This window comes from Streptomyces sp. HSS9-12 (assembly GCF_054963655.1).
Genome location: NZ_JBUEGC010000027.1, coordinates 42,853 through 62,497, shown reverse-complemented (window position 1 = coordinate 62,497; position 19,645 = coordinate 42,853). Strand labels below are relative to the sequence as shown.

The following is a 19,645-nucleotide window of genomic DNA, read 5'->3' as shown; positions in this document are numbered from 1 at the left end:
CGCCAGGGGCCGGTCATCAGCGGGCTCAGGCGGCGGTCGCCAGCGCGATGCCCAGCGGCGTGCGCTCGTAGATGACCTGGTGACCGTCGCGGTGCGAGACCAGCAGCCCGGCGTCGCGCAGCGCCGAGAGATGGGCGGAGACCGAGGACGGGGCGAAGCCGAGGCGCTGGGCGAGCGCCGAGGTCGTCGCGGGCTCGGCGAGCGCGGTCAGCACCGTGGCACGGCCCCGGCCCAGCAGCCGCGCCAGCGCCTCGGAGGCACGGCCCTCCGGCTGGTTCCACAGGCCGTTGATGCCGCGCGCCGGATAGACCACGGCCGGCGGCCCGGCGAAGCCGCTCAGCACCTCCGGCCACACGAACACGCTCGGCACCAGCGTCAGCTGTTGGCCGGGTGCCGCCTGTACGGTGACCAGTCCGGTGCCGGAGGCCACGGTCAGCGCGCCGCTCTGCCAGCGCAGCCGGGGGTGCAGCTCGGCGAACAGCCGCGGCGGACCGCCGTTTGCCAGCCGCCGGGAGTGGAAGGCGACGTCGGCCTCCAGCAGAGCCCGTAGCCACGGCCAGTGCCGGACCAGCAGTGCCCGCCAGGCCAGTTGCAGCAGATCTGCCAACTCCCGTACGGCGCGGGCGGGGTCCGCGAGCATCGCGCGCCCGCGCGGGGTCTCGGCGGCGCCCGGGGTGCCGGACAGCGAGCGGGCCAGGGCGTCCCGGGCCCGGTCGGGATCGGTGGCCCGCACCTGCGCCAGCTCCTCCTGGATCGAGCCGGCCAGACCCTCGGGCGGCGGCCGCAGGAAGTCCGGGCTGTGGCCGCGCTCGGGCATCAGCAGCCACAGCGGAGCAAGGTCGAGCCCAGCGGCGGCACTGCGCATACCGCGCAGCCACGGCAGATGCCGGCCGTGCCGCGCCGGGGTCCTGAGCGTGCGCACGGCCTCCTGGAGCTCCCACAACGGCGAGATCGCGAAGCGGCAGCGCAGCGGGTCGTGGGCCTGTGACCGCGGATCGAGGTGCACGCGACGGCCTCCCTCCCGAGGCCGACTTTCGGCCCCGCGCGAAAGACGTAGACCGGGCGTAACTACCCAACGTGTCGCGGAACATGCATGCGGTCAGTGTTCAATTCACTACAAAGCGGCGCTGAGCATCCGGGAAGTGAGACAAGGTGGCCCACCATATGACCGGCGGCCGGTAAGGTCGAAGGCGTGCCGAAGCCGCTCAGTCTGCCGTTCGATCCGATCGCCCGAGCCGATGAGCTCTGGAAGCAGCGATGGGGATCCGTGCCGTCCATGGCCGCGATCACCTCGATCATGCGGGCCCACCAGATCCTGCTCGGCCAGGTCGACGCGGTCGTCAAGCCGTACGGGCTCACCTTCGCCCGCTATGAGGCGCTGGTGCTGCTCACCTTCAGCAAGGCCGGTGAGCTGCCGATGTCGAAGATCGGCGAGCGCCTGATGGTGCACCCCACCTCGGTCACCAACACCGTCGACCGCCTGGTGAAGTCCGGCCTGGTCGACAAGCGGCCGAACCCCAACGACGGCCGCGGCACCCTGGCCTCGATCACCGACAAGGGCCGCGAGGTGGTGGAGGCCGCCACCCGGGACCTGATGGCGATGGACTTCGGCCTCGGTGTGTACGACGCCGAGGAGTGCGGCGAGATTTTCGCGATGCTGCGGCCGCTGCGGATCGCCGCGGAGGACTTCCAGGGGGAGTAGTGCTCCCCTCGCGCGCCCAAGGGCGCGCCGGTGCCGAAATCCCCCTGGGGGCACCTCCTGGGCCGTCAGGCCCAGGGGGACTGCCGCTGGGGCATTCTGGGGGTGCCCCCAGAGACCAAGCGTCGGAGCGAGGAACGAGCGGAGCGCAGCTGTCGTGGGGGCACTTCCCCAGCTAGCGCTGGGGCGCCCCCACCCGGCCGAAGGCCGGGGGAGAGTGCCGGCACCGGGTTCAAGCGCCCGGAGGCAAGCAAGCGAGGAGCAACCGCCCAGGGGGTGGAGAAGATCGCCCCGGAACGGGTGGTTACGCTCTTCGGCATGAAGAAGAGCGTGCTCACCCGCTACCGGGTGATGGCCTACGTGACGGGTGTGCTGCTGGTCCTGCTGACGATCGGCATGATCGCGGAGTATCTGCTGAAGATCGACGGTGCGGAGCTCTTCGTGAGCATCGTCGGCACCGCCCACGGCTGGCTGTACGTGCTGTACCTGATCTTCGCCTTCGATCTGGGCTCCAAGGCGAAGTGGCCGTTCGGCAAGCTGCTGTGGGTGCTGCTCGCCGGCACCATCCCGACCGCCGCCTTCTTTGTCGAGCGCCGGGTCGTCCGGGAGGTCGCGCCGCAGGTCAGCGACGCCGCGCCCGAGCCCGTCAAGGCCTAGTGCCGCTTCAGCCAGGGTTTGCCCCGCTCGCGGCCCTGGCACGGCCGTCTGCTGCGTTGCCCGATCGACCGAGTAGGCCCACTACGAGGCCGATCGGGCGCCTTGCAGCTGACCGCACCAGGTCACCTCGCTACCGGGCAAACCCTGGCTGACGCGGCACTAGCCAAGGCCGTCCCAGAGCGCCCGCACCCCCGTGTGGGCGCTCTCCCGTCGACAATTACTAGGACGTCCTAGTATTTTCGAAGGTATGGACGCCCACGCCATCGAAGAGGGCCGCCGTCGCTGGCAGGCCCGGTACGACGCAGCCCTCAAGCGCGATGCCGACTACTCCACGCTCTCCGGCGATCCCGTCGAGCCGGTGTACGGGCCGCGGCCCGGAGACTCGGTCGAGGGGTTCGACCGGATCGGCTGGCCCGGTGAGTATCCCTTCACCCGCGGGCTGTACCCCACCGGCTACCGCGGCCGGACCTGGACCATCCGCCAGTTCGCCGGCTTCGGCAACGCCGAGCAGACGAATGAGCGCTACAAGATGATCCTGGGCAACGGCGGCGGCGGGCTCTCGGTCGCGTTCGACATGCCGACCCTGATGGGGCGCGACTCCGACGATCCGCGCTCGCTCGGCGAAGTCGGCCACTGCGGTGTCGCCATCGACTCCGCCGCCGACATGGAGATCCTGTTCAAGGACATCCCGCTCGGCGATGTCACCACCTCGATGACGATCTCCGGCCCCGCCGTCCCCGTCTTCTGTATGTACCTGGTCGCCGCCGAGCGGCAGGGCATCGATCCGGGCGTTCTCAACGGCACGCTCCAGACCGACATCTTCAAGGAGTACATCGCGCAGAAGGAGTGGCTCTTCCAGCCCGAGCCGCATCTGCGCCTGATCGGCGACCTCATGGAGCACTGCGCGCGCTCCATCCCCGCGTACAAGCCGCTGTCCGTCTCCGGCTACCACATCCGCGAGGCCGGGGCGACGGCCGCGCAGGAGCTCGCCTACACCCTCGCCGACGGCTTCGGCTATGTGGAGCTGGGCCTCTCGCGCGGCCTGGACCTCAACGCCTTCGCGCCCGGACTGTCCTTCTTCTTCGACGCGCACGTCGACTTCTTCGAGGAGATCGCCAAGTTCCGTGCGGCCCGCCGGATCTGGGCCCGCTGGATGCGGGACGTCTACGGCGCCACGTCCGAGAAGGCGCAGTCGCTGCGCTTCCACACCCAGACCGCTGGTGTCTCGCTGACCGCCCAGCAGCCGTACAACAACGTCGTACGGACCGCCGTCGAGGCCCTGGCGGCCGTTCTGGGCGGCACCAACTCGCTGCACACCAACGCGCTGGACGAGACCCTGGCCCTGCCCAGCGAGCAGGCCGCCGAGATCGCGCTGCGCACCCAGCAGGTGCTGATGGAGGAGACCGGCGTGGCCAACGTCGCCGACCCGCTGGGCGGTTCGTGGTACGTCGAGGCGCTCACCGACCGGATCGAGGCCGACGCCGAGAAGATCTTCGACCGGATCAAGGAGCTCGGCCGCCGGGCGGTGCCGGACGGGCAGCACCCGATCGGGCCGATGACCTCCGGCATTCTGCGCGGCATCGAGGAGGGCTGGTTCACCGGCGAGATCGCCGAATCCGCCTTCCGCTACCAGCAGGCGCTGGAGAAGGGCGAGAAGAAGGTCGTCGGCGTCAACTGTCACACCGGCTCGGTCACCGGCGAGCTGGAGATCCTGCGGGTCAGCCATGAGGTCGAGCACGAGCAGGTGCGCGTGCTGGCCGACCGTAAGTCGCGCAGGGACGACGCGGCGGTCCGTACGGCCCTGGACGGGATGCTGGCGGCGGCCCGCGAGGGCTCGAACATGATCGAGCCGATGCTGGAGGCGGTGCGGGCGGAGGCGACGCTCGGCGAGATCTGCGGGGCGCTTCGCGAGGAGTGGGGCGTCTACACGGAGCCGGCGGGGTTCTGACCGAACCCGCCGGGAGCGGCCAAGTCCGCGCCTGCGGCGCGTTTTCGCCCGCCCAGCCGCCCCTTTTAACAGGGCTGACCTACTCGCTGTTCCGCGCCGCCGACCGCCGTGAGAGCGGCGGGCTGGCCCGCACCTCGGCGTACGCCCGGCTCGCCGACACGATCTCCGGGCGCTGAGGCGCGCATCTTCTCCCCGCACACCCGCCCCAGAGAATGGGGCGGGTGTGCGGCTCACGGCTCTACAGGGCCGCCCGCCGTCACATGGTCGATCAGGTGCTCCACCGCGCCCAGCAGCGCCGGCTGCAGGTCCTTGGGCTGGGCGGGCGAAACCCGCAGGGGGCTTCGCGGTCGTGTTGGTGGCTCGCCGCGCGCAGCGCGTCAGGTGGGCCGGCCGGCGGCCGTGGCCGCGGCGAGACCGCCGAGCAGCAGCGTCGTGAAGTTGTGGGCCCAGTCCGCGTCCACCGGCTCGGCGCTGACCAGCGCGCGGTGTACGACAGCGCCCGCGATCACGTCGAAGATCAGGTCGATGCTGCGGGCCGCCGCCGCGTCCCCGACCGCGCCCGGCGCGTCCGGCGGCAGCTCCCCGCGGGCCTGCGCCCGCTTCCGCCCGGCCACCACCAGCCGCTTCTGACGGTCGACGATCTCGTTCCGGATCCGCGCGCGCAGCGCGTCGTCCCGCGTGGACTCCGAGACCACCGCCATCAGCGCCGTCTTGGTCTCCGGCAGGTCCAGCAGGGTCGCGAACTGCAGCACCACGCCCTCGATGTCGGCCTGCAGACCGCCGCGGTCGGGCAGCTCCAGATGCTCGTCGAAGAGGGCCGCGACCGCGTCCACCACCAGCTCGCTCTTGTTCGCCCAGCGCCGGTAAAGGGTGGTCTTGGCGACTCCCGCGCGGGCCGCCACATCGGCCATCGACAGCTTGCTCCACCCCATCTCGACCAGCGCTGCTCGCGTCGCGTCGAGGATCGCGCGGTCGGCGTCGGCGTTGCGTGGCCGGCCGGTGCGGCCGGTACTGCTGCCCGTGCGTGGGGCGGTATTGCTGCCCGTGCTGGGGGCGGTCGTGCGGCTCCTCATGCGGGCGACCATACCCGCCGGTAGGACCTCCGGGGCGGTGCCCAGTGAGGGACATCACCGGCACTTTGCCGAGGCGGTCTTGCAGGGCCGGGGGCCGGACGAGTTACGCTACGAGCCGTAGCGAAAGCTCCCAGCGCAACAGCGGCGACCACTGGGGCCGTGGTGGGGACCACGGCACAAGAGCGACAACCACAGGCGCCATGGTGGGGACCATGGCGCCCATCAGATCGGCGCGCTTTTCCGATCGGCGACCGAAGGGGGGAGGATAGACGCATGCAGCCACGGAACATGTCCATGAGCGGAGTCGTCGACCTCGCCGCGGTGAAGGCCGCCGGGGAAGCGAAGCAGAAGGCGGAGCAGGCGCGGGCCGAAGCTGCCCGCGGCGGTGGGCCGGCCACCCCTAAGCGCCTGGTGTTCGACGTTGACGAGGCGGGGTTCGAGCGGGAGGTCCTGCAGCGCTCCACCGAGGTCCCGGTTGTCATCGACTTCTGGGCCGAGTGGTGCCAGCCGTGCAAGCAGCTCGGGCCGGTGCTCGAGCGGCTGGCGGCAGAGTACGCCGGGAAGTTCGTTCTGGCCAAGATCGATGTCGATGCCAATCAGATGCTGTTCCAGCAGTTCGGCGTGCAGGGCATCCCAGCGGTCTTCGCGGTGATCGCCGGGCAGGCGCTGCCCCTGTTCCAGGGCGCGGCTCCGGAAGCCCAGATCCGGCAGGTGCTGGACCAGTTGATCCAGGCGGCCGAGGAGCGCTTCGGCATCGTCGGCACTCCGGTGGAGCCGGGTGAGGCCGGCGCCGAGCCGGAGGAGTCGAAACCGGCCGGTCCGTACGACACCGCGCTGTCCGCGGCGCACGAGGCGCTCGACGCGGGTGACCTGGGCGGGGCGATCCAGGCGTACAAGAACGTGCTCTCCGATGACCCGGCCAACGCCGAGGCGAAGCTGGGGCTGGCACAGGCCGAACTCCTGCAGCGGGTCCAGGGGAAGGATCCGCAGGCGGTGCGCAAGGCCGCGGCGGACCGGCCCGACGATGTCGCGGCGCAGATCGTGGCCGCCGATCTCGACTTGGTCGGTGGGCATGTGGAGGACGCCTTCGGGCGGCTGGTGGACACGGTCAAACGGACGGCCGGCGAGGACCGGGAAGCGGCGCGGGTCCATCTGCTGGAACTCTTCGATGTGGTTGGCGCGGACGATCCGCGGGTAACCAGGGCGCGTACGGCCCTCGCACGCGTGCTCTTCTGATCCTCGGTCACCCGTCCCATCTGCTCGTCGCTCATGGTGAACGGATGGCCACAGCGGCCGCGCTTTACCAAAACTTGGTAATCGCGGCCGCTGTTACTGCGAGTAAGAGATCAGGGGCTTCTTGTCCGTCTATGTGCGGCTTCCTCGGCCTCTTCCGGGTGTGACTCCGGCGACCCTGCGTGCCTGGTCGAGATCCATCGGCCATGTATCGGTTATGCGTCCGTTACTCGCAAGTAATGAACCCCTTGCGCCCCCACCCGGGTATGCACCACGATCGGCCAAGCTCGGTCCATTCCCCACTGCCCGACGACAACTTGGGACCAGCGGGGGGCGGGTCCCCACCGAGTAGGCCGGCGATCAGGAGGGTCGGCCTTGGACAGGGGGGTCTCTGTCGTTTGGCAGGGCCTGTCCAGCAGGTTGCGCGCGAGCGTGGCCAGTGGTTGTCGCTCGGGGGTGATCGCCGGTGTTTGAGATGCATGATGCTCCTCCGACCACGGCGCTCTTCTTCCCGAGGACGTAGCACTTCTCCCATCCCAGGTCAGGGCTGTCCCCACCAGCTCCGCCCGGAGATGTACGTCCGAGAAGGAGGAAAGTCATGGAGTCCACGACTCGTGGCGGTACCAGATGGAAGCGGTTCGCCGTGGTCATGGTGCCGAGCGTCGCTGCGACTGCCGCGATCGGTGTCGCCCTCTCGCAGGGTGCCCTGGCAGCGTCGTTCAGCGTCTCCGGCCAGCAGTTCAAGGTCGCGGCTGAGCGCCTCGAGGGCAAGGGCTTTGTCCAGTACGGGGCCTACGACGCTCAGGTCGGCGGGAAGAACGTCCCGGTCGCTGTCTCCGCGTTCAAGAGCGCGAAGATCAACGGCATGTGCCAGTCCGTCGTCACGCCGGACATCCCGCTCGTCGGCACGGTGACGCTGCAGCTGAACGCCGGCCAGAAGGACCCGGTCGAGGCCGAGAACCTGTACATCGACGTTGCGCAGCTTGACGCCAACGCCACGTTCCACAACATCAACATCGGTGTCGCCGCCGGTGCCAGCACCAAGGGCCCGGGTATCAACAAGGGCGACCACGCAAGCCCTGCCGGCTTCGCTCAGGAGGCCGACAGCGCCACCCTGACCGACGTCAAGCAGACCGCGTGGGCGACCAGCGCCGGAACTTTCAAGCTGAGCGGGCTCAGCATGAGGCTCCACAAGGGCGTCCAGGAGTGCTACTAGGCACTCGTCGGGCGGGTGGGGAGCGCTGTGTTCCCGCCCGCCCTTCCCCCCCCACACTGTTGTACAACGCCGGTCCCAGGGAGCTGTTTTCCATGAGCGCCGAGTCACCAGGGCTGCGTTCCCACCGAATCGAATACTGGCGGCTTCGCTTCCGCGACTGGCGCGGCAGCAGGCCGTTCTGGGCGGGCCTGCTGACGATGCTCGGCGGAGTGCCGATCGCCTACCTGCCGTACGCCAACCTCAAGGTCGGCCAGCTCACTGTGCGCATGGCCACCACCGCCGGTGCAGGATCGCTGATCATCGGTGTACTGCTGGTGACACTCGGGTTGACGATGTGGTTCCACCACATCGTCCGGGTGTTCGCCGGTGTCGCCTCGATCCTGCTGGCCCTGGTCTCCATCCCGGTGTCCAACTTGGGTGGATTCCTCTTCGGTTTCCTGCTGTGCCTGATCGGTGGCGCCCTGTCCATCGCATGGGCGCCGGGCGAGCCCGCGGAAGGGTCGGCCGAGAAGCAGGACACCCCGCCGAGCCCCGCGCCGGCCGACGACTGGTACCCGGGTCAGCCGGAGCAGACCGCTGACACCCTCGGCGGGAGGCACCGTGCGCGATGACGAGGAGACCCTGCTCGGGGCTCCCCACGGCGGGGACTTCCGGGTGCGAACGGGGCCGCGCCACGCGGCCCCCCGAAAGTCACTGCTGACCAAGCTGCAGATACCCGCGAGCAAGGCGATAGCCCTGGCCGCGATGCCCACGGCGGTGTTCGTGGGCATGGGCCTCACCCCCAAGCTCGCTCAGGCCGACGAACTGCCGAGCAACCCCTTCGCTCCAGGACCATGCGTCACGCGGTCCGACGAGCCGGAGGATCCGCAGAAGTCGCCGTCGGCGTCGGAGTCGGCCAAGCCCGATCCCACGCCTACGGCGGAGCCGTCCGCGTCCGCGAGCCCGTCCCCCGGGGCGACGAAGGCTCCGCAGCCCTCGTCCGGCAGTGGCGGCACATCGGACACGGCCCCCGCGGACTCGGCCTCGCCGAGCCCGACGCCGACGCAGTCCAGGAACCCGCTCGATCCGCTGGGGGTCGGGGACGCGCTCGGGGGCCTCCTGGGCGGCGGGTCGGACAGCGCGTCCACGGAGAGTTCCGCCAGCCCGTCCCCGACGAGTTCGGCCACCGCCAGCCCGGAGCCGAAGCCGAGTTCCAGCACGGCTTCCGCGGGCTCGACCGTGGAGAAGACCGCGAGCGACGCCCAGGCCACGACCAAGGACGCCATCGAGAAGGCGGCGGACCAGGTCGGCGCCAAGGTCGAGGCTGTCAAGGACACCGCGACGTCTGCTGCGTCGAAGTCCGCCACGTCCTCCTCGACGACGGCCACTGCGGACGGCAAGCAGCCGTTCCCTTGCCCGACGTCCGACCCCGAGGCGCTGGCGAACGCCAAACTGGAACAGGGTATTCCGCTGTTGCCTGACAAGCCGTGGCAGCTGGAGAGCTCGCGGCTCACCCTGCGCGGCCTGGACTTCGAGGGCATCGTCGAGGTCCGGACGTACAGCGGCAAGGTCAAGAAGGTCCTGAAGTTCACCGCCAAGGAAACGGACATCAAGGACCTGCACCAGCTGGTGGACGGCCCGCAGGGCACCGTCTCCCATGTGAAGGCCCGCGAAGGCAGCACCTCCACGATCCGCGACGGCACAGTGACGATGTACACCGAGGAGCTGAAGGGCAATCTGTTCGGGCTCATCCCCGTCACCTTCAGCCCCGAGACGCCGCCCCCGCTGAATGTGCCGGTCGCGGTCTTCACCGATGTGCACGTGGTGCAGGCCGGCCAGTTCGGCGGCACGCTCACCGTGCCGGGCATGCACCTGTTCAACAGCGCCGGCTGATCGCTTCGGTACTGCGGAAAACGGCTGTGGGCCGTCCCGACCGGGACGGCCCACAGCCGTTTTCCGTGCTACGGCAGCCGGTCAGCCGGCGCCGCCGCCCAGGTGGTGGACCCGCACCATGTTGGTGGTGCCGGGGACGCCGGGCGGGGAGCCCGCCGTAATGACCAGGATGTCGTCCTCGTCGTAGCGGTTGAGCTTCAGCAGCTCGGCGTCGACCAGGTCGACCATCGCGTCGGTGCTCTCCACATACGGCACGACGAAGGACTCCACACCCCAGCTCAGTGTCAGCACGTTGCGTGTCGAGAGGTCGGTGGTGAAGGCCAGAATCGGCTGCTGGGCCCGGTAGCGGCACAGCCGGCGCGCGGTGTCCCCGGACTTGGTGAAGGCGATCAGCGCCTTGCCGCCCAGGAAGTCCGCGATCTCGCAGGCCGCACGCGCCACCGAACCGCCCTGGGTGCGCGGCTTCTTGCCCGGCACCAGCGGCTGCAGTCCGCGCGAGAGCAGCTCATGCTCCGCGGCCTCGACGATGCGCGACATCGTCTTCACCGTCTCGATCGGATACTTGCCGACCGAGGACTCGGCGGACAGCATCACCGCGTCCGTGCCGTCCAGGATCGCGTTCGCCACGTCGGAGGCCTCCGCGCGGGTCGGCCGCGAGGAGTTGATCATCGACTCCATCATCTGGGTCGCGACGATGACCGGCTTGGCGTTCCGGCGGCACAGCTCGATCAGCCGCTTCTGAACCATCGGCACCTTCTCGAGCGGGTACTCCACCGCCAGATCGCCGCGGGCGACCATCACGCCGTCGAAGGCCAGCACGACTTCCTGCATGTTCGCGACGGCCTGCGGTTTCTCCACCTTGGCGATGACCGGCACCCGGCGGCCGACCTCGTCCATGACCCGGTGTACATCGCGGACATCGGCCGCGTCCCGGACGAAGGACAGCGCCACCATGTCGATGCCCATCGCCAGCGCGAAGCGCAAGTCCTCGACGTCCTTCTCCGACAGTGCGGGGACATTCACCGGCACACCGGGCAGGTTGATGCCCTTGTGGTCGGAGATCACGCCGCCCTCGATGACGATGGTGCGCACCCGGGGCCCGTCGACCTCGATGACCTGCAGCGCGACCGCGCCGTCGTTGATCAGGATGGTGTCGCCCTTGGAGACATCGCCCGGCAGGCCCTTGTAGGTGGTGCTACAGATGCTCTTGTCGCCGGGGACATCCTCGGTGGTGAGGGTGAACTCATCCCCGCGCACCAGCTCGACGGGGCCCTCCGAGAAGGTACCCAGGCGGATCTTCGGCCCCTGGAGGTCGGCCAGCGTGCCGACAGCGCGGCCGGTCTCCTCCGCGGCTTTGCGGAGGCGGTGGTAACGCTCCTCGTGCTCCGGGTGGGTCCCGTGGCTCATGTTGAAACGGGCCACGTTCATGCCGGCCTCGATCAGCGACTTGAGCTGTTCGTAGGAGTCGACGGCGGGGCCCAGCGTGCAGACGATTTTGGAACGGCGCATGAGGACGATCCTATCGATGTTTGTTTACAAGCGGAATATTCCGGCTGTGCGAATGCCCTAGGACTGCCCGCTGACCAGGGCATATGCCTGAGTTGCGATTTCCAGTTCCTCGTTGGTGGGGACCACGGCCACCGCGACCCGGCTGCGCTTCGTCGAGATCAGCCGCGCCGCCGAGGCCCGTACGGCGTTGCGCACCGTGTCCACCTCGATGCCCAGGCCCTCAAGCCCGTGCATTGCCGCCCCTCGTACGGCCGGCGAGTTCTCGCCCACGCCCGCGGTGAACGCGATCGCGTCCACTCGTCCCAGTACCGCGGTATACGCACCCACATACTTGCGCAGCCGGTGAACATAGACATCGAAGGCGACCTGGGCCGCCTCGTCGCCCTCGCCCATCCGGCGGCCGATCTCCCGCATGTCGTTGTCGCCGCACAGGCCCAGCAGCCCGCTGCGCTTGTTCAGCAGGGTGTCGACCTCTTCCGGCGACATCCCGCCGACCCGGGTGAGGTGGAAGACGATCGCCGGGTCGATGTCACCGCTGCGGGTCCCCATGACCAGGCCCTCCAGCGGGGTCAGGCCCATGGAGGTCTCCACGCACTCCCCGCCCCGTACGGCGGAGGCGCTGCAGCCGTTGCCCAGGTGCAGCACGATCACATTGATCTCGGAGGGGTCCTTGCCGAGCAGCTTGGCCGTCGCCCGGGAGACATACGCGTGCGAGGTGCCGTGGAAGCCGTAGCGCCGTACCCCGTACGCGTCCGCGACCGCGGTGTCGATCGCGTAGCGCGCCGCGTCCTCCGGGATCGTGGCGTGGAACGCGGTGTCGAAGACCGCGATCTGCGGCAGGTCCGGGCGCAGCGCGCGGGCCACCTTGATGCCGGTGACGTTCGCCGGGTTGTGCAGCGGCGCCAGCGGGATCAGCTTCTCGATCTCCGCGATCACCTCGTCCGTGATGAGCGTCGGCTCGGTGAACCGGGTCCCGCCGTGCACCACCCGGTGGCCGACCGCCGCCAGCTGCGCGGAGTCCAGGCCCAGTCCCTGCGCGGCCAGCTCGTCCGAGACCTGCTTGAGGGCGGCGGAGTGGTCCGCGACCGGGCCCTCGCCGATCCGCTCGACGATGCCGGACGCCAGCCGGTGTCCGTCGGTCATGTCGAGCAGCTGGTACTTGACCGACGAGGAGCCGGAGTTGAGGACCAGGACGCGGGCGCCCGTGCTGTCCCTGTGCGGCTTGGAGTTCACGCGGTGTGTGCTTCCTGTGTCGGGCCTGCCGGCCCTGGGCCTGGATGGCGGTGATGTAAAGATCCGCGATGGACCCGCCCGCGTCTTGACAATACCTGTCACGCTGGATATAGCGCTCGCTCATGGGCGGGCCGTCGGCGGCGCGGAGGCCGTGAAAGAATCGACATTGCACATCCCCGGGCCTGCCGGCATGGGGAACCCCAGAGCAGGAGAGACAGCGCGATGCGTATCGGAGTTCTCACCGCAGGGGGCGACTGTCCCGGCCTGAACGCCGTGATCCGGTCGGTTGTGCACCGCGCCCTGACCGGCCATGGCGACGAGGTGATCGGCTTCGAGGACGGCTTCAAGGGTCTTATCGAGCGCCGGTATCGCAAGCTTGACCTCGACGCGGTCAGCGGCATCCTGGTCCGCGGCGGCACCATCCTCGGCTCGTCCCGGCTGGAGCGCGCCCGGCTCAGCGAGGCCACCGAGAACGCCGAGGAGCTGCGCCGGGAGCTGAGCCTCGACGCGCTCATCCCGATCGGCGGCGAGGGCACCCTCACGGCGGCCCGGATGCTCTCCGAGGCCGGCATACCGGTGGTCGGCGTGCCCAAGACGATCGACAACGACATCTCCGGCACGGACCGCACCTTCGGTTTCGACACCGCGGTCGGCGTCGCCACCGAGGCCATCGACCGGCTCAAGACCACCGCCGAATCGCACCAGCGCGTCATGGTCGTCGAGGTCATGGGGCGCCATGCGGGCTGGATCGCGCTCACCGCCGGCATGGCCGGCGGTGCCCACGGCATCTGCCTGCCGGAGCGGAAGTTCGAGGTCGACGACCTGTGCCGGATGGTGGAGGAGCGCTTCGCGCGGGGCAAGAAGTTCGCCGTGATCTGCGTCGCCGAGGGCGCCCACCCGGCCGAGGGCTCGATGCCGTACGAGGTCGGTGAGATCGATCAGTACGGGCACGAGCGCTTCGCCGGGATCGGCAACCGCCTGGCGGCCGAGCTGGAGAAGCGGCTGGGGAAGGAGGCCAGGCCGGTCATCCTGGGCCATGTCCAGCGCGGCGGCACCCCGACCGCGTACGACCGCGTCCTGGCCACCCGATTCGGCTGGCACGCCGTCGAGGCAGTGCACCGTGGCGAGTTCGGGATGATGACAGCGCTGCGCGGCACCGACATCATCATGGTCCCGCTGGCCGAGGCCGTCACCACACTGAAGACGGTGCCTGCGAACCGGATGGACGAGGCCGAGTCCGTCTTCTGACCGCTGCCCGGCTGATCGTACGAAGGCTGTGACCGGTCAGAGGGCGAGCTGCTCCCAGAACAGCGTCAGGATCCCGTCGAGGAAGGCGCGCCCCGCCTCGCCCGATGACGCCTCCTGGCCGGCGCCCACGCCACCCCAGTTGAGCGTGGAGATCGTGCGCGACTGATAGTCGCCGTGCAGCTGTTGCATGACCTTCTCGACCTGGCGCCGGGGGAGCGAGACCAGCTTGCTGACCGGCTTGACGTACCCCTGCCAGCGGGTTGTCACGGCACTGCGCAGCAGCTCCGCCAGCGCTTCGGCCCGGCCGGTGATCTCGATGAACTCCGGCACGGGCAGCTTCAGCACCTCGGCCAGGGCCGCGGCCTGCCGGTCGTTTCCCGTCCAGCGGCCGGTCCGCTCGATCCGCCCGTAATCGTGCGGATCCATCCCGATCCGCATCGCCAGGTCGGCCGCTGCCAGGCCCTGGGCCATCCGGTGTTCGCGCAGCGTGCCCGGCCTGCCCAGCAGCTCGCTGGGGGCACACCACAGGGCCCCGGCCAGGGCGGTCAGCTCGGCGTCGGTCGGCGACTCCTCGCCCAGCTCCCAGGCGGCGATGGTCGCGGGGGCGACGTGGATGCCGTACGCGGCCCAGATGCCGTAGGCGACATGGCTGTGCGCCATCCCCAGGGCCTCGCGCAGCCGCCGTGCGGCGGTGCCGTCGAAGGGCGGCCGACGGGACTGGAATGGCTGGATCTCGTGCACGATCACACGCTATGGACCTACTCGCGAGTATGACCACGGTGCCTTCACCCAAGGTCACAACTCGTAGAAACGCACGGAGATGTCAGCCCTTGACAGGTCCGGGGAGTGCAAATCCGCCTCCGGCGCGGCGGGCCGTCAGAACGCCGATGGCCAGGCCGCCCCCGCCCGTCGCAGGCCAGGTGGATCTTGCTGATCAGCCGTCGCGGGTCCGGCGGAGTGGCTGGACCGCGCCAATTCGAGGGGAATGCGTGCGGATTGTGAAGTCGTGGAGCGAACGTTGCCAGGGTGGAACTGAAGTGGCTGGAGGGGGCCGCTAGTGTGCTGTGTTCCATGGTCATGCGAGCTCCGGACAGGGCTGGAAGCATGACGAGTTGAGTGTCACGACCAAGTGCAACGGCCAAGGCGGCGCAGACTCTCGGCCGTATTCTCCAGATGGTCGCGAACACCTTCAAGGCAATCCGTACTTCCGCAGCGTTCACACGCCTGGGCCCCCTGGGGCGGATTGGCGTAAAGGTCGCCGGACAGTATGCGGGCGAAGTGGGCACCGGTATGGCGACCAGCGCGTTGAGCGGCAAGGGGCTTGAGGCCCGGGACAACGCAGTCAACGGCGCTTGGGGCATGGTCGGAGGCGCCGCCGCGGGCAAGCTGTTCTCGCGTGCCGGTGGTGGCGCCGGAGCGCAGATGCTCGAAGGCATGACCGGAGGTGCGCTCGGCAGCGTTGCCGGGGACACCACCAACAATCTCCTCGATGGTAAGAAATTCGATGGGTCCCAGATGGCCATTGGAGCGGTCGGGGGCGCCGCCGGCGGTGCTGCGGGTGGCGCTGCAACGAAGAATGTCACGGACGGCGTGGGTCTGGATGCGCAGGCTGGCGGTGCAACCGCAGGGGAAGTGGATGCTGCCGGCGACCTCCTGGTCAACAAGCCGATCAATCTTGTGGCGGGTACCGCAGGAAACCAGGTGAAAGACGCCGACGCCTGGCTCAACGGGGACCCCAACGCCGAGGAGCAAGAAAAGGAAAGAAGGCAGCCGGTGAATCAATTGCACCAGGAACAGGCTGAACGCATCCGCAGGGACGCCCAGAACACGTCACTCTCTGAGGTCTTCGGATGACACATACGAGAGGCGATACGACGTGTTCGACCGGCGACAACAACACCGGGGTTGAGCGATTCCATACGCCTGCCGTGATCATCGGGCGTACGGCGTCCGTCACGTTGCCGGTGACCGTCCTGGCGATTGTCACCAGCTGGACATTTCTTGGTGAAGGACCGCTGCGTGATGGGGTCATCTGGGGGGCGTTCGCCCTCCTCGTGGCATCTGTCGCTGCAGTGGGCCTGGTGAGTGCCCTGGCTGGGGCGCCAAGCCGGGTGCGTGCCTATCGCGCCACCCTGTCCCGGACACGGTCCAAGAGCCAGTACGGAAGTGCATCGGCTCCTGCCCGACTTCAAGGGATTGGATGGAGCGGGGTGTGGTCGGCGAGCTCTCTCATTGCGGGGATCTTCGCCGTGGTGCTCTGGGTGGCCGTGGGTATCGCCACCCCGGGCCAGTCGGAGCGGGCGCGCGAACTCAGCACCGCGGGGGCAGAGGTCACCGAGGCCAAGGTGGTGATGGCGGCCGATGTCGAGCATGGACAGAGCAACAAAGACGATGTAAAGGCTGACTACACAGTCCGACTGCCTGTAGTAGGGAATACCGCAGGAGCTACAGTCACCTTCCGTGCGCAGACGGGGCACCTGTTGGAGCCCGGTGAAGCCATATTCGTCGCCTATTCGCCCTCTGAGCCGGAACTGGGAGCAATTGGCGACGATTGGAGAAGTGAGGTGGAGCGTCAGCTCCACGGACGCACGCTGAGCATGCCATTCGCTGCTGTATTTACGTACGTGGCACTGGCGGTGGGGCTTCTGATAGGAGCCTCCGTAGTATGGGGTCTGCTTCGTGCATCGAAACCTGTCAGAGACCGGACCGTCGCCTCCGCTCTCAGCGCTGTACGCATTGCGGGAGTTCAGGAGGTGCCCGGGGCCCGGGTAACGGCGCAGGGCGCCGCTGCCGCGAGGAAGACCGCTTCCATGGGCTCCGGGGACGATGACACTGCCGCTTCGCGGCTGAGGCTCTTCCTCTGGCCGGCGGGCGGAAGTCGTGCCATCCCGTTTGATCAGTTCGCCTGCCCGGACGAAGCGGCCGAGGTACTCCGGGATGCCGGGGGCTGGCTGGTCTGGGAGCCCATTGACGGCTCGGACGCGAGCGGTGCCAGGAAGCAGCCGCTGCGTGCGGCCTTCATCAGCGACGAAGGATGGGAGATCCCCGGCGAACTGCGATCGGATGTGGTGAAGCGGCTTCCCAGGGGCGAGGTACGCAGCCTGCCGGTGGATCCGCAGCGCAGGATGCAGCTGCTCGACCTGGGCGCCTCCTGGCCCGTCTCGGTTCCGCCGCTGACCGTGGTGTGTCTCCTGGCTGCGTCAGCCTGCCTGGCCGCCTTGCTGATGCCGGTCAATGCCGTATGGAGGCCGTGGGTCGCCGTCGTGGGTGCACTTCTGTGCGCCATTCCCATGGCAGTTCAGCTCGGTAAGTTCCGTACGGGCGCGGCCTCTTGAAAACGATCCTGAGAGCACAACAGCCATGTCCTGCTCAGCAGCGTGCAGGTCCGGGTTGTTCACCGATGGGGCACGGGCCATTGCCGGGGCGCCGGAAGAAGGTGAGTTCAGTGCCGGGTGAGCCAGCGGTAACACAGCTCCGGGCGGCCGATCTGCCCGTACTGCGGGCGCCGTTCGGCCCGCCCCGCGTCCACCAGATGCTCCAGATAGCGGCGCGCTGTGATCCGCGAGATGCCGACCTGAGCACCGGCCGCGCTCGCCGTGATGCCGTCGTCGCCGGCCTCGCGCAGCGCCCGTGTCACCGCTTTGAGGGTCGGCCCGCTCAACCCCTTGGGCAGGGAGGCCGGTTGGGGCGCACGCAGGGCTGCGAGCGCCCGGTCCACCTCGTCCTGGCCGCTGGCCTCGCCTGCGGTCGCGCGGAACTCGGCGTACCGGACGAGCCGGTCCCGCAGGGTGGCGAAGGTGAACGGCTTCAGCACGTACTGCACGACGCCGAGCGAGACGCCCTCGCGTACGACGGCCAGATCGCGCGCGGAGGTCACGGCGATCACATCCGCCGTGTGCCCCGCGGCCCGCAGCGACCGTACGAGCTGCAGCCCGTGCCCGTCCGGAAGGTAGAGGTCGAGCAACAGCAGGTCGACGGGCTCCCGTTCCAGATGCCGGCGCGCCTCCCCACCGGAGTGCGCGGTCCCGGCGACGGTGAAGCCGGGCACCCGCTCGACATAGAGCCGGTGTGCGTCCGCGGCGACAGGGTCGTCCTCGACGACGAGCACCCGGATGGGTCCACGGTCCGCCTGCGGCGCGCTCATACCAGGGCCTCCCTCGGGCCGGTGGCCGAGACGGCCGACGAGGCTCTTCGGGCGGGGCAGACCGGTCTCCGGCTCATGCGGGCACCTCCACGGTCAGCGGAAGCCGTACGGTGAACCGGGCGCCGCCCTCCGGTGCCCGGTCCAGCGCGATCGTGCCGCCATTGCGACGTACGGCCTGCCGCACCAGAGTCAGCCCCAGGCCACGGCCGATGCCCGGTCCGGCCGGGCCCGCGGCCTTCGTGCTCCAGCCGCGCCGGAAGACTTCCTCCACCGAGTCCGCGTCCACTCCGGGGCCCGTATCCGCGACCCGGAGCTCCAGCACACCATCAGCGACCCGTGCCGTGACGGTGACCCGGGCCCGGCGCTGTGTCCGGGCGGTCGCGTGGCCGGCCGGGGTTCCGCCGGGCGCCGGCGCGTCCGGGGCCAATCCCTCGGCGGCGGCGTCGATCGCATTGTCGACGAGATTGCCGAGCACCGTCACCAAGTCGCGGGCGGGCAGCGAGTCCGGGAGCACACCGTCGTCGATCCGGCTGTCCGGGGCCAGAAGCAGCTCCACACCGCGCTCGTTGGCCTGCGCCGCCTTACCGAGCAGCAGAGCCGCCAGGACCGGCTCCGCGACCGCCGCCACCACCTGGTCGGTGAGCGCCTGCGCCAGCTCCAGCTCGGCCGTGGCGAACTCCACCGCGTCGTCCACGCGCCCCAGTTCGATCAGCGAGACGACGGTGTGCAGCCGGTTCGCGGCCTCATGCGCCTGGGAGCGCAGGGCCTCGGCGAAGCCGCGTACGGAGTCCAGCTCGCCGGAGAGCGCCTGCAGCTCGGTGTGATCGCGCAGCGTGACCACCGTGCCGCGCTGCTCGCCGCTGGAGACCGGCGAGGTGTTGACGACCAGGATCCGGTCGGCGGTCAGATGCACCTGGTCGACCCGCGGCTCCGCGGCCAGCAGCGCGCCGGTCAGCGGGGCGGGCAGTCCGAGTTCGGCGACATTGCGCCCCACGGCGTCCTCGCCGACCCCCAGCAGCTCCCGGCCGCCGTCATTGATCAAAGCGATCCGGCGCTGCCCGTCGAGCATCAGCAGCCCCTCGCGCACCGCGTGCAGCGCGGCCTGGTGGTAGTCGTGCATCCGGCTCAGCTCGGTGGCGTTCATGCCGTGCGTATGGCGGCGCAGCCGGGCGTTGATCACATACGTGCCGATGCCGCCCAGCGCCAGCGCGCCCAGCGCCACGCCGGCGAGCGGGATCATCTGGCGCCGCACCTGGGCGCTGATCCGCTCCACCGTGATGCCGGCGCTGACCAGCCCGACGATCCGCCCGCCGTCCCGGATGGGGGTCACCGCGCGTACGGACGGGCCGAGGGTGCCGGTGTAGGTCTCGGTGAACGTCCCGCCCCGCAACGCGATGCCGGTGTGCCCGAGGAACTGCCCGCCGATCTGCTCGGGGTCCGGGTGGGTCCAGCGGATGCCGTCCGGATTCATGATCGTGACGAAGGCCACCCCCGTGTCCCGCCGGACCCGCTCGGCATACGGCTGGAGCGCGGCCGACGGATCGGTAGAGCGGATGGCGCGCCGGACCGACGGGGAGTCGGCCACGGCCCGGGCGGCGGCCGTCGTATGGCGGCGTGCCGCGTCCTCGGCCTGGTGCCGCGCGGTGACATAGGCGAACACCGCGCATCCGGCCACCACGAGCGCGACCAGCACGACCTGCATGGCGAAGAGCTGGCCGGCCAGGCTGCGGGGACGGGGTATGCGCATGCCGCCCAGTCTGCCTGGCGGTTCCGTACGGCGGAAAAACCGTCCCGCGAAAGCCCGTGCGTGAAC

General features: G+C 69.6%; 18 protein-coding genes. 10 read left to right on the top strand and 8 right to left on the bottom strand.

The window, feature by feature from the left end; genetic code table 11:
* Positions 1-25: 25 nt before the first annotated feature.
* The gene (locus ACY34J_RS16420; RefSeq protein WP_462727233.1) at positions 26-1,006 is read right to left on the bottom strand and encodes an ArsR/SmtB family transcription factor; all 981 of its coding nucleotides are present in this window, start codon (positions 1,004-1,006) and stop codon (positions 26-28) included.
* Positions 1,007-1,192: 186 nt separating this feature from the next.
* Here ACY34J_RS16420 and ACY34J_RS16415 point away from each other — a divergent pair, with 186 nt between their 5' ends.
* From ACY34J_RS16415 to ACY34J_RS16405, 3 genes are all read left to right on the top strand, one after another.
* The gene (locus ACY34J_RS16415; RefSeq protein ID WP_462727232.1) at positions 1,193-1,702 is read left to right on the top strand and encodes a MarR family winged helix-turn-helix transcriptional regulator; all 510 of its coding nucleotides are present in this window, start codon (positions 1,193-1,195) and stop codon (positions 1,700-1,702) included.
* Between the two features lie 315 nt (positions 1,703-2,017).
* Positions 2,018-2,356 carry a DUF3817 domain-containing protein gene (locus ACY34J_RS16410; protein ID WP_462727231.1) on the top strand — a complete coding sequence of 113 codons (339 nt, stop codon included), beginning with the start codon at positions 2,018-2,020 and terminating at the stop codon, positions 2,354-2,356.
* Positions 2,357-2,603: 247 nt separating this feature from the next.
* Positions 2,604-4,304 (top strand): acyl-CoA mutase large subunit family protein, encoded by a 1,701-nt coding sequence (locus ACY34J_RS16405; protein WP_462727230.1) that lies wholly within the window; start codon positions 2,604-2,606, stop codon positions 4,302-4,304.
* A 377-nt stretch (positions 4,305-4,681) separates the two neighbouring features.
* Here the strand turns inward: ACY34J_RS16405 and ACY34J_RS16400 are convergent, their stop codons facing one another.
* Entirely contained in the window at positions 4,682-5,377 is a 696-nt protein-coding gene (locus ACY34J_RS16400; RefSeq protein ID WP_462727229.1) for a TetR/AcrR family transcriptional regulator, read from the bottom strand.
* A 273-nt stretch (positions 5,378-5,650) separates the two neighbouring features.
* On the opposite strand from ACY34J_RS16400, the gene ACY34J_RS16395 reads away from it, so the two are divergent.
* The 3 genes from ACY34J_RS16395 (at position 5,651) to ACY34J_RS16385 (ending at position 8,437) form a co-directional block, all read left to right on the top strand.
* A complete protein-coding gene (locus tag ACY34J_RS16395) occupies positions 5,651-6,613 on the top strand; it encodes a tetratricopeptide repeat protein (protein WP_462727228.1) in 963 nt (320 codons plus the stop codon).
* 595 nt (positions 6,614-7,208) lie between these two features.
* Positions 7,209-7,826: a DUF6230 family protein gene (locus tag ACY34J_RS16390; protein WP_462727227.1), complete on the top strand. Its 618-nt coding sequence runs from the start codon at positions 7,209-7,211 to the stop codon at positions 7,824-7,826.
* A 92-nt stretch (positions 7,827-7,918) separates the two neighbouring features.
* Positions 7,919-8,437: a DUF6114 domain-containing protein gene (locus ACY34J_RS16385; RefSeq protein WP_462727226.1), complete on the top strand. Its 519-nt coding sequence runs from the start codon at positions 7,919-7,921 to the stop codon at positions 8,435-8,437.
* Between the two features lie 180 nt (positions 8,438-8,617).
* Here ACY34J_RS16385 and ACY34J_RS16380 read toward each other — a convergent pair whose 3' ends face one another.
* Positions 8,618-9,076 carry a hypothetical protein gene (locus ACY34J_RS16380; protein WP_462727225.1) on the bottom strand — a complete coding sequence of 153 codons (459 nt, stop codon included), beginning with the start codon at positions 9,074-9,076 and terminating at the stop codon, positions 8,618-8,620.
* Here ACY34J_RS16380 and ACY34J_RS16375 point away from each other — a divergent pair.
* Positions 9,045-9,698 carry a hypothetical protein gene (locus ACY34J_RS16375; protein ID WP_462727224.1) on the top strand — a complete coding sequence of 218 codons (654 nt, stop codon included), beginning with the start codon at positions 9,045-9,047 and terminating at the stop codon, positions 9,696-9,698. The genes ACY34J_RS16380 and ACY34J_RS16375 overlap by 32 nt on opposite strands.
* 81 nt (positions 9,699-9,779) lie before the next feature.
* Here the strand turns inward: ACY34J_RS16375 and pyk are convergent, their stop codons facing one another.
* Positions 9,780-11,207, bottom strand: a complete 1,428-nt coding sequence (pyk, locus tag ACY34J_RS16370) for a pyruvate kinase (protein ID WP_462727223.1) — start codon at positions 11,205-11,207, stop codon at positions 9,780-9,782.
* A 57-nt stretch (positions 11,208-11,264) separates the two neighbouring features.
* The gene (locus tag ACY34J_RS16365; protein WP_462727222.1) at positions 11,265-12,440 is read right to left on the bottom strand and encodes an acetate kinase; all 1,176 of its coding nucleotides are present in this window, start codon (positions 12,438-12,440) and stop codon (positions 11,265-11,267) included.
* Between the two features lie 222 nt (positions 12,441-12,662).
* Here ACY34J_RS16365 and ACY34J_RS16360 point away from each other — a divergent pair, with 222 nt between their 5' ends.
* On the top strand, positions 12,663-13,688 hold the full coding sequence (locus ACY34J_RS16360) for an ATP-dependent 6-phosphofructokinase (protein WP_462727221.1): 1,026 nt from the start codon (positions 12,663-12,665) through the stop codon (positions 13,686-13,688).
* Between the two features lie 36 nt (positions 13,689-13,724).
* On the opposite strand, the gene ACY34J_RS16355 is transcribed toward ACY34J_RS16360, so the two are convergent.
* Positions 13,725-14,435 (bottom strand): helix-turn-helix domain-containing protein, encoded by a 711-nt coding sequence (locus tag ACY34J_RS16355; RefSeq protein WP_462727220.1) that lies wholly within the window; start codon positions 14,433-14,435, stop codon positions 13,725-13,727.
* Between the two features lie 426 nt (positions 14,436-14,861).
* Between ACY34J_RS16355 and ACY34J_RS16350 the strand changes: the two genes are divergently transcribed.
* A complete protein-coding gene (locus ACY34J_RS16350) occupies positions 14,862-15,542 on the top strand; it encodes a hypothetical protein (RefSeq protein WP_462727219.1) in 681 nt (226 codons plus the stop codon).
* Positions 15,539-17,023 carry a hypothetical protein gene (locus ACY34J_RS16345; RefSeq protein ID WP_462727218.1) on the top strand — a complete coding sequence of 495 codons (1,485 nt, stop codon included), beginning with the start codon at positions 15,539-15,541 and terminating at the stop codon, positions 17,021-17,023. Before ACY34J_RS16350 ends, ACY34J_RS16345 begins: the two co-directional genes overlap by 4 nt.
* A gap of 107 nt (positions 17,024-17,130) precedes the next feature.
* On the opposite strand, the gene ACY34J_RS16340 is transcribed toward ACY34J_RS16345, so the two are convergent.
* On the bottom strand, positions 17,131-17,832 hold the full coding sequence (locus tag ACY34J_RS16340) for a response regulator (RefSeq protein WP_462727217.1): 702 nt from the start codon (positions 17,830-17,832) through the stop codon (positions 17,131-17,133).
* 73 nt (positions 17,833-17,905) lie between these two features.
* Positions 17,906-19,579: a sensor histidine kinase gene (locus tag ACY34J_RS16335; protein ID WP_462727216.1), complete on the bottom strand. Its 1,674-nt coding sequence runs from the start codon at positions 19,577-19,579 to the stop codon at positions 17,906-17,908.
* Positions 19,580-19,645: the final 66 nt, after the last annotated feature.

Coding starts and splice junctions, on each gene's coding strand:
- ACY34J_RS16410 (WP_462727231.1), top strand. CDS start 2,018: ATGAAGAAGAGCGTGCTCACCCGCTACCGGGTGATGGCCTACGTGACG.
- ACY34J_RS16405 (WP_462727230.1), top strand. CDS start 2,604: ATGGACGCCCACGCCATCGAAGAGGGCCGCCGTCGCTGGCAGGCCCGG.
- ACY34J_RS16400 (WP_462727229.1), bottom strand. CDS start 5,377: ATGAGGAGCCGCACGACCGCCCCCAGCACGGGCAGCAATACCGCCCCA.
- ACY34J_RS16395 (WP_462727228.1), top strand. CDS start 5,651: ATGCAGCCACGGAACATGTCCATGAGCGGAGTCGTCGACCTCGCCGCG.
- ACY34J_RS16390 (WP_462727227.1), top strand. CDS start 7,209: ATGGAGTCCACGACTCGTGGCGGTACCAGATGGAAGCGGTTCGCCGTG.
- ACY34J_RS16385 (WP_462727226.1), top strand. CDS start 7,919: ATGAGCGCCGAGTCACCAGGGCTGCGTTCCCACCGAATCGAATACTGG.
- pyk (WP_462727223.1), bottom strand. CDS start 11,207: ATGCGCCGTTCCAAAATCGTCTGCACGCTGGGCCCCGCCGTCGACTCC.
- ACY34J_RS16360 (WP_462727221.1), top strand. CDS start 12,663: ATGCGTATCGGAGTTCTCACCGCAGGGGGCGACTGTCCCGGCCTGAAC.
- ACY34J_RS16350 (WP_462727219.1), top strand. CDS start 14,862: ATGGTCGCGAACACCTTCAAGGCAATCCGTACTTCCGCAGCGTTCACA.
- ACY34J_RS16345 (WP_462727218.1), top strand. CDS start 15,539: ATGACACATACGAGAGGCGATACGACGTGTTCGACCGGCGACAACAAC.
- ACY34J_RS16340 (WP_462727217.1), bottom strand. CDS start 17,832: ATGAGCGCGCCGCAGGCGGACCGTGGACCCATCCGGGTGCTCGTCGTC.
- ACY34J_RS16335 (WP_462727216.1), bottom strand. CDS start 19,579: ATGCGCATACCCCGTCCCCGCAGCCTGGCCGGCCAGCTCTTCGCCATG.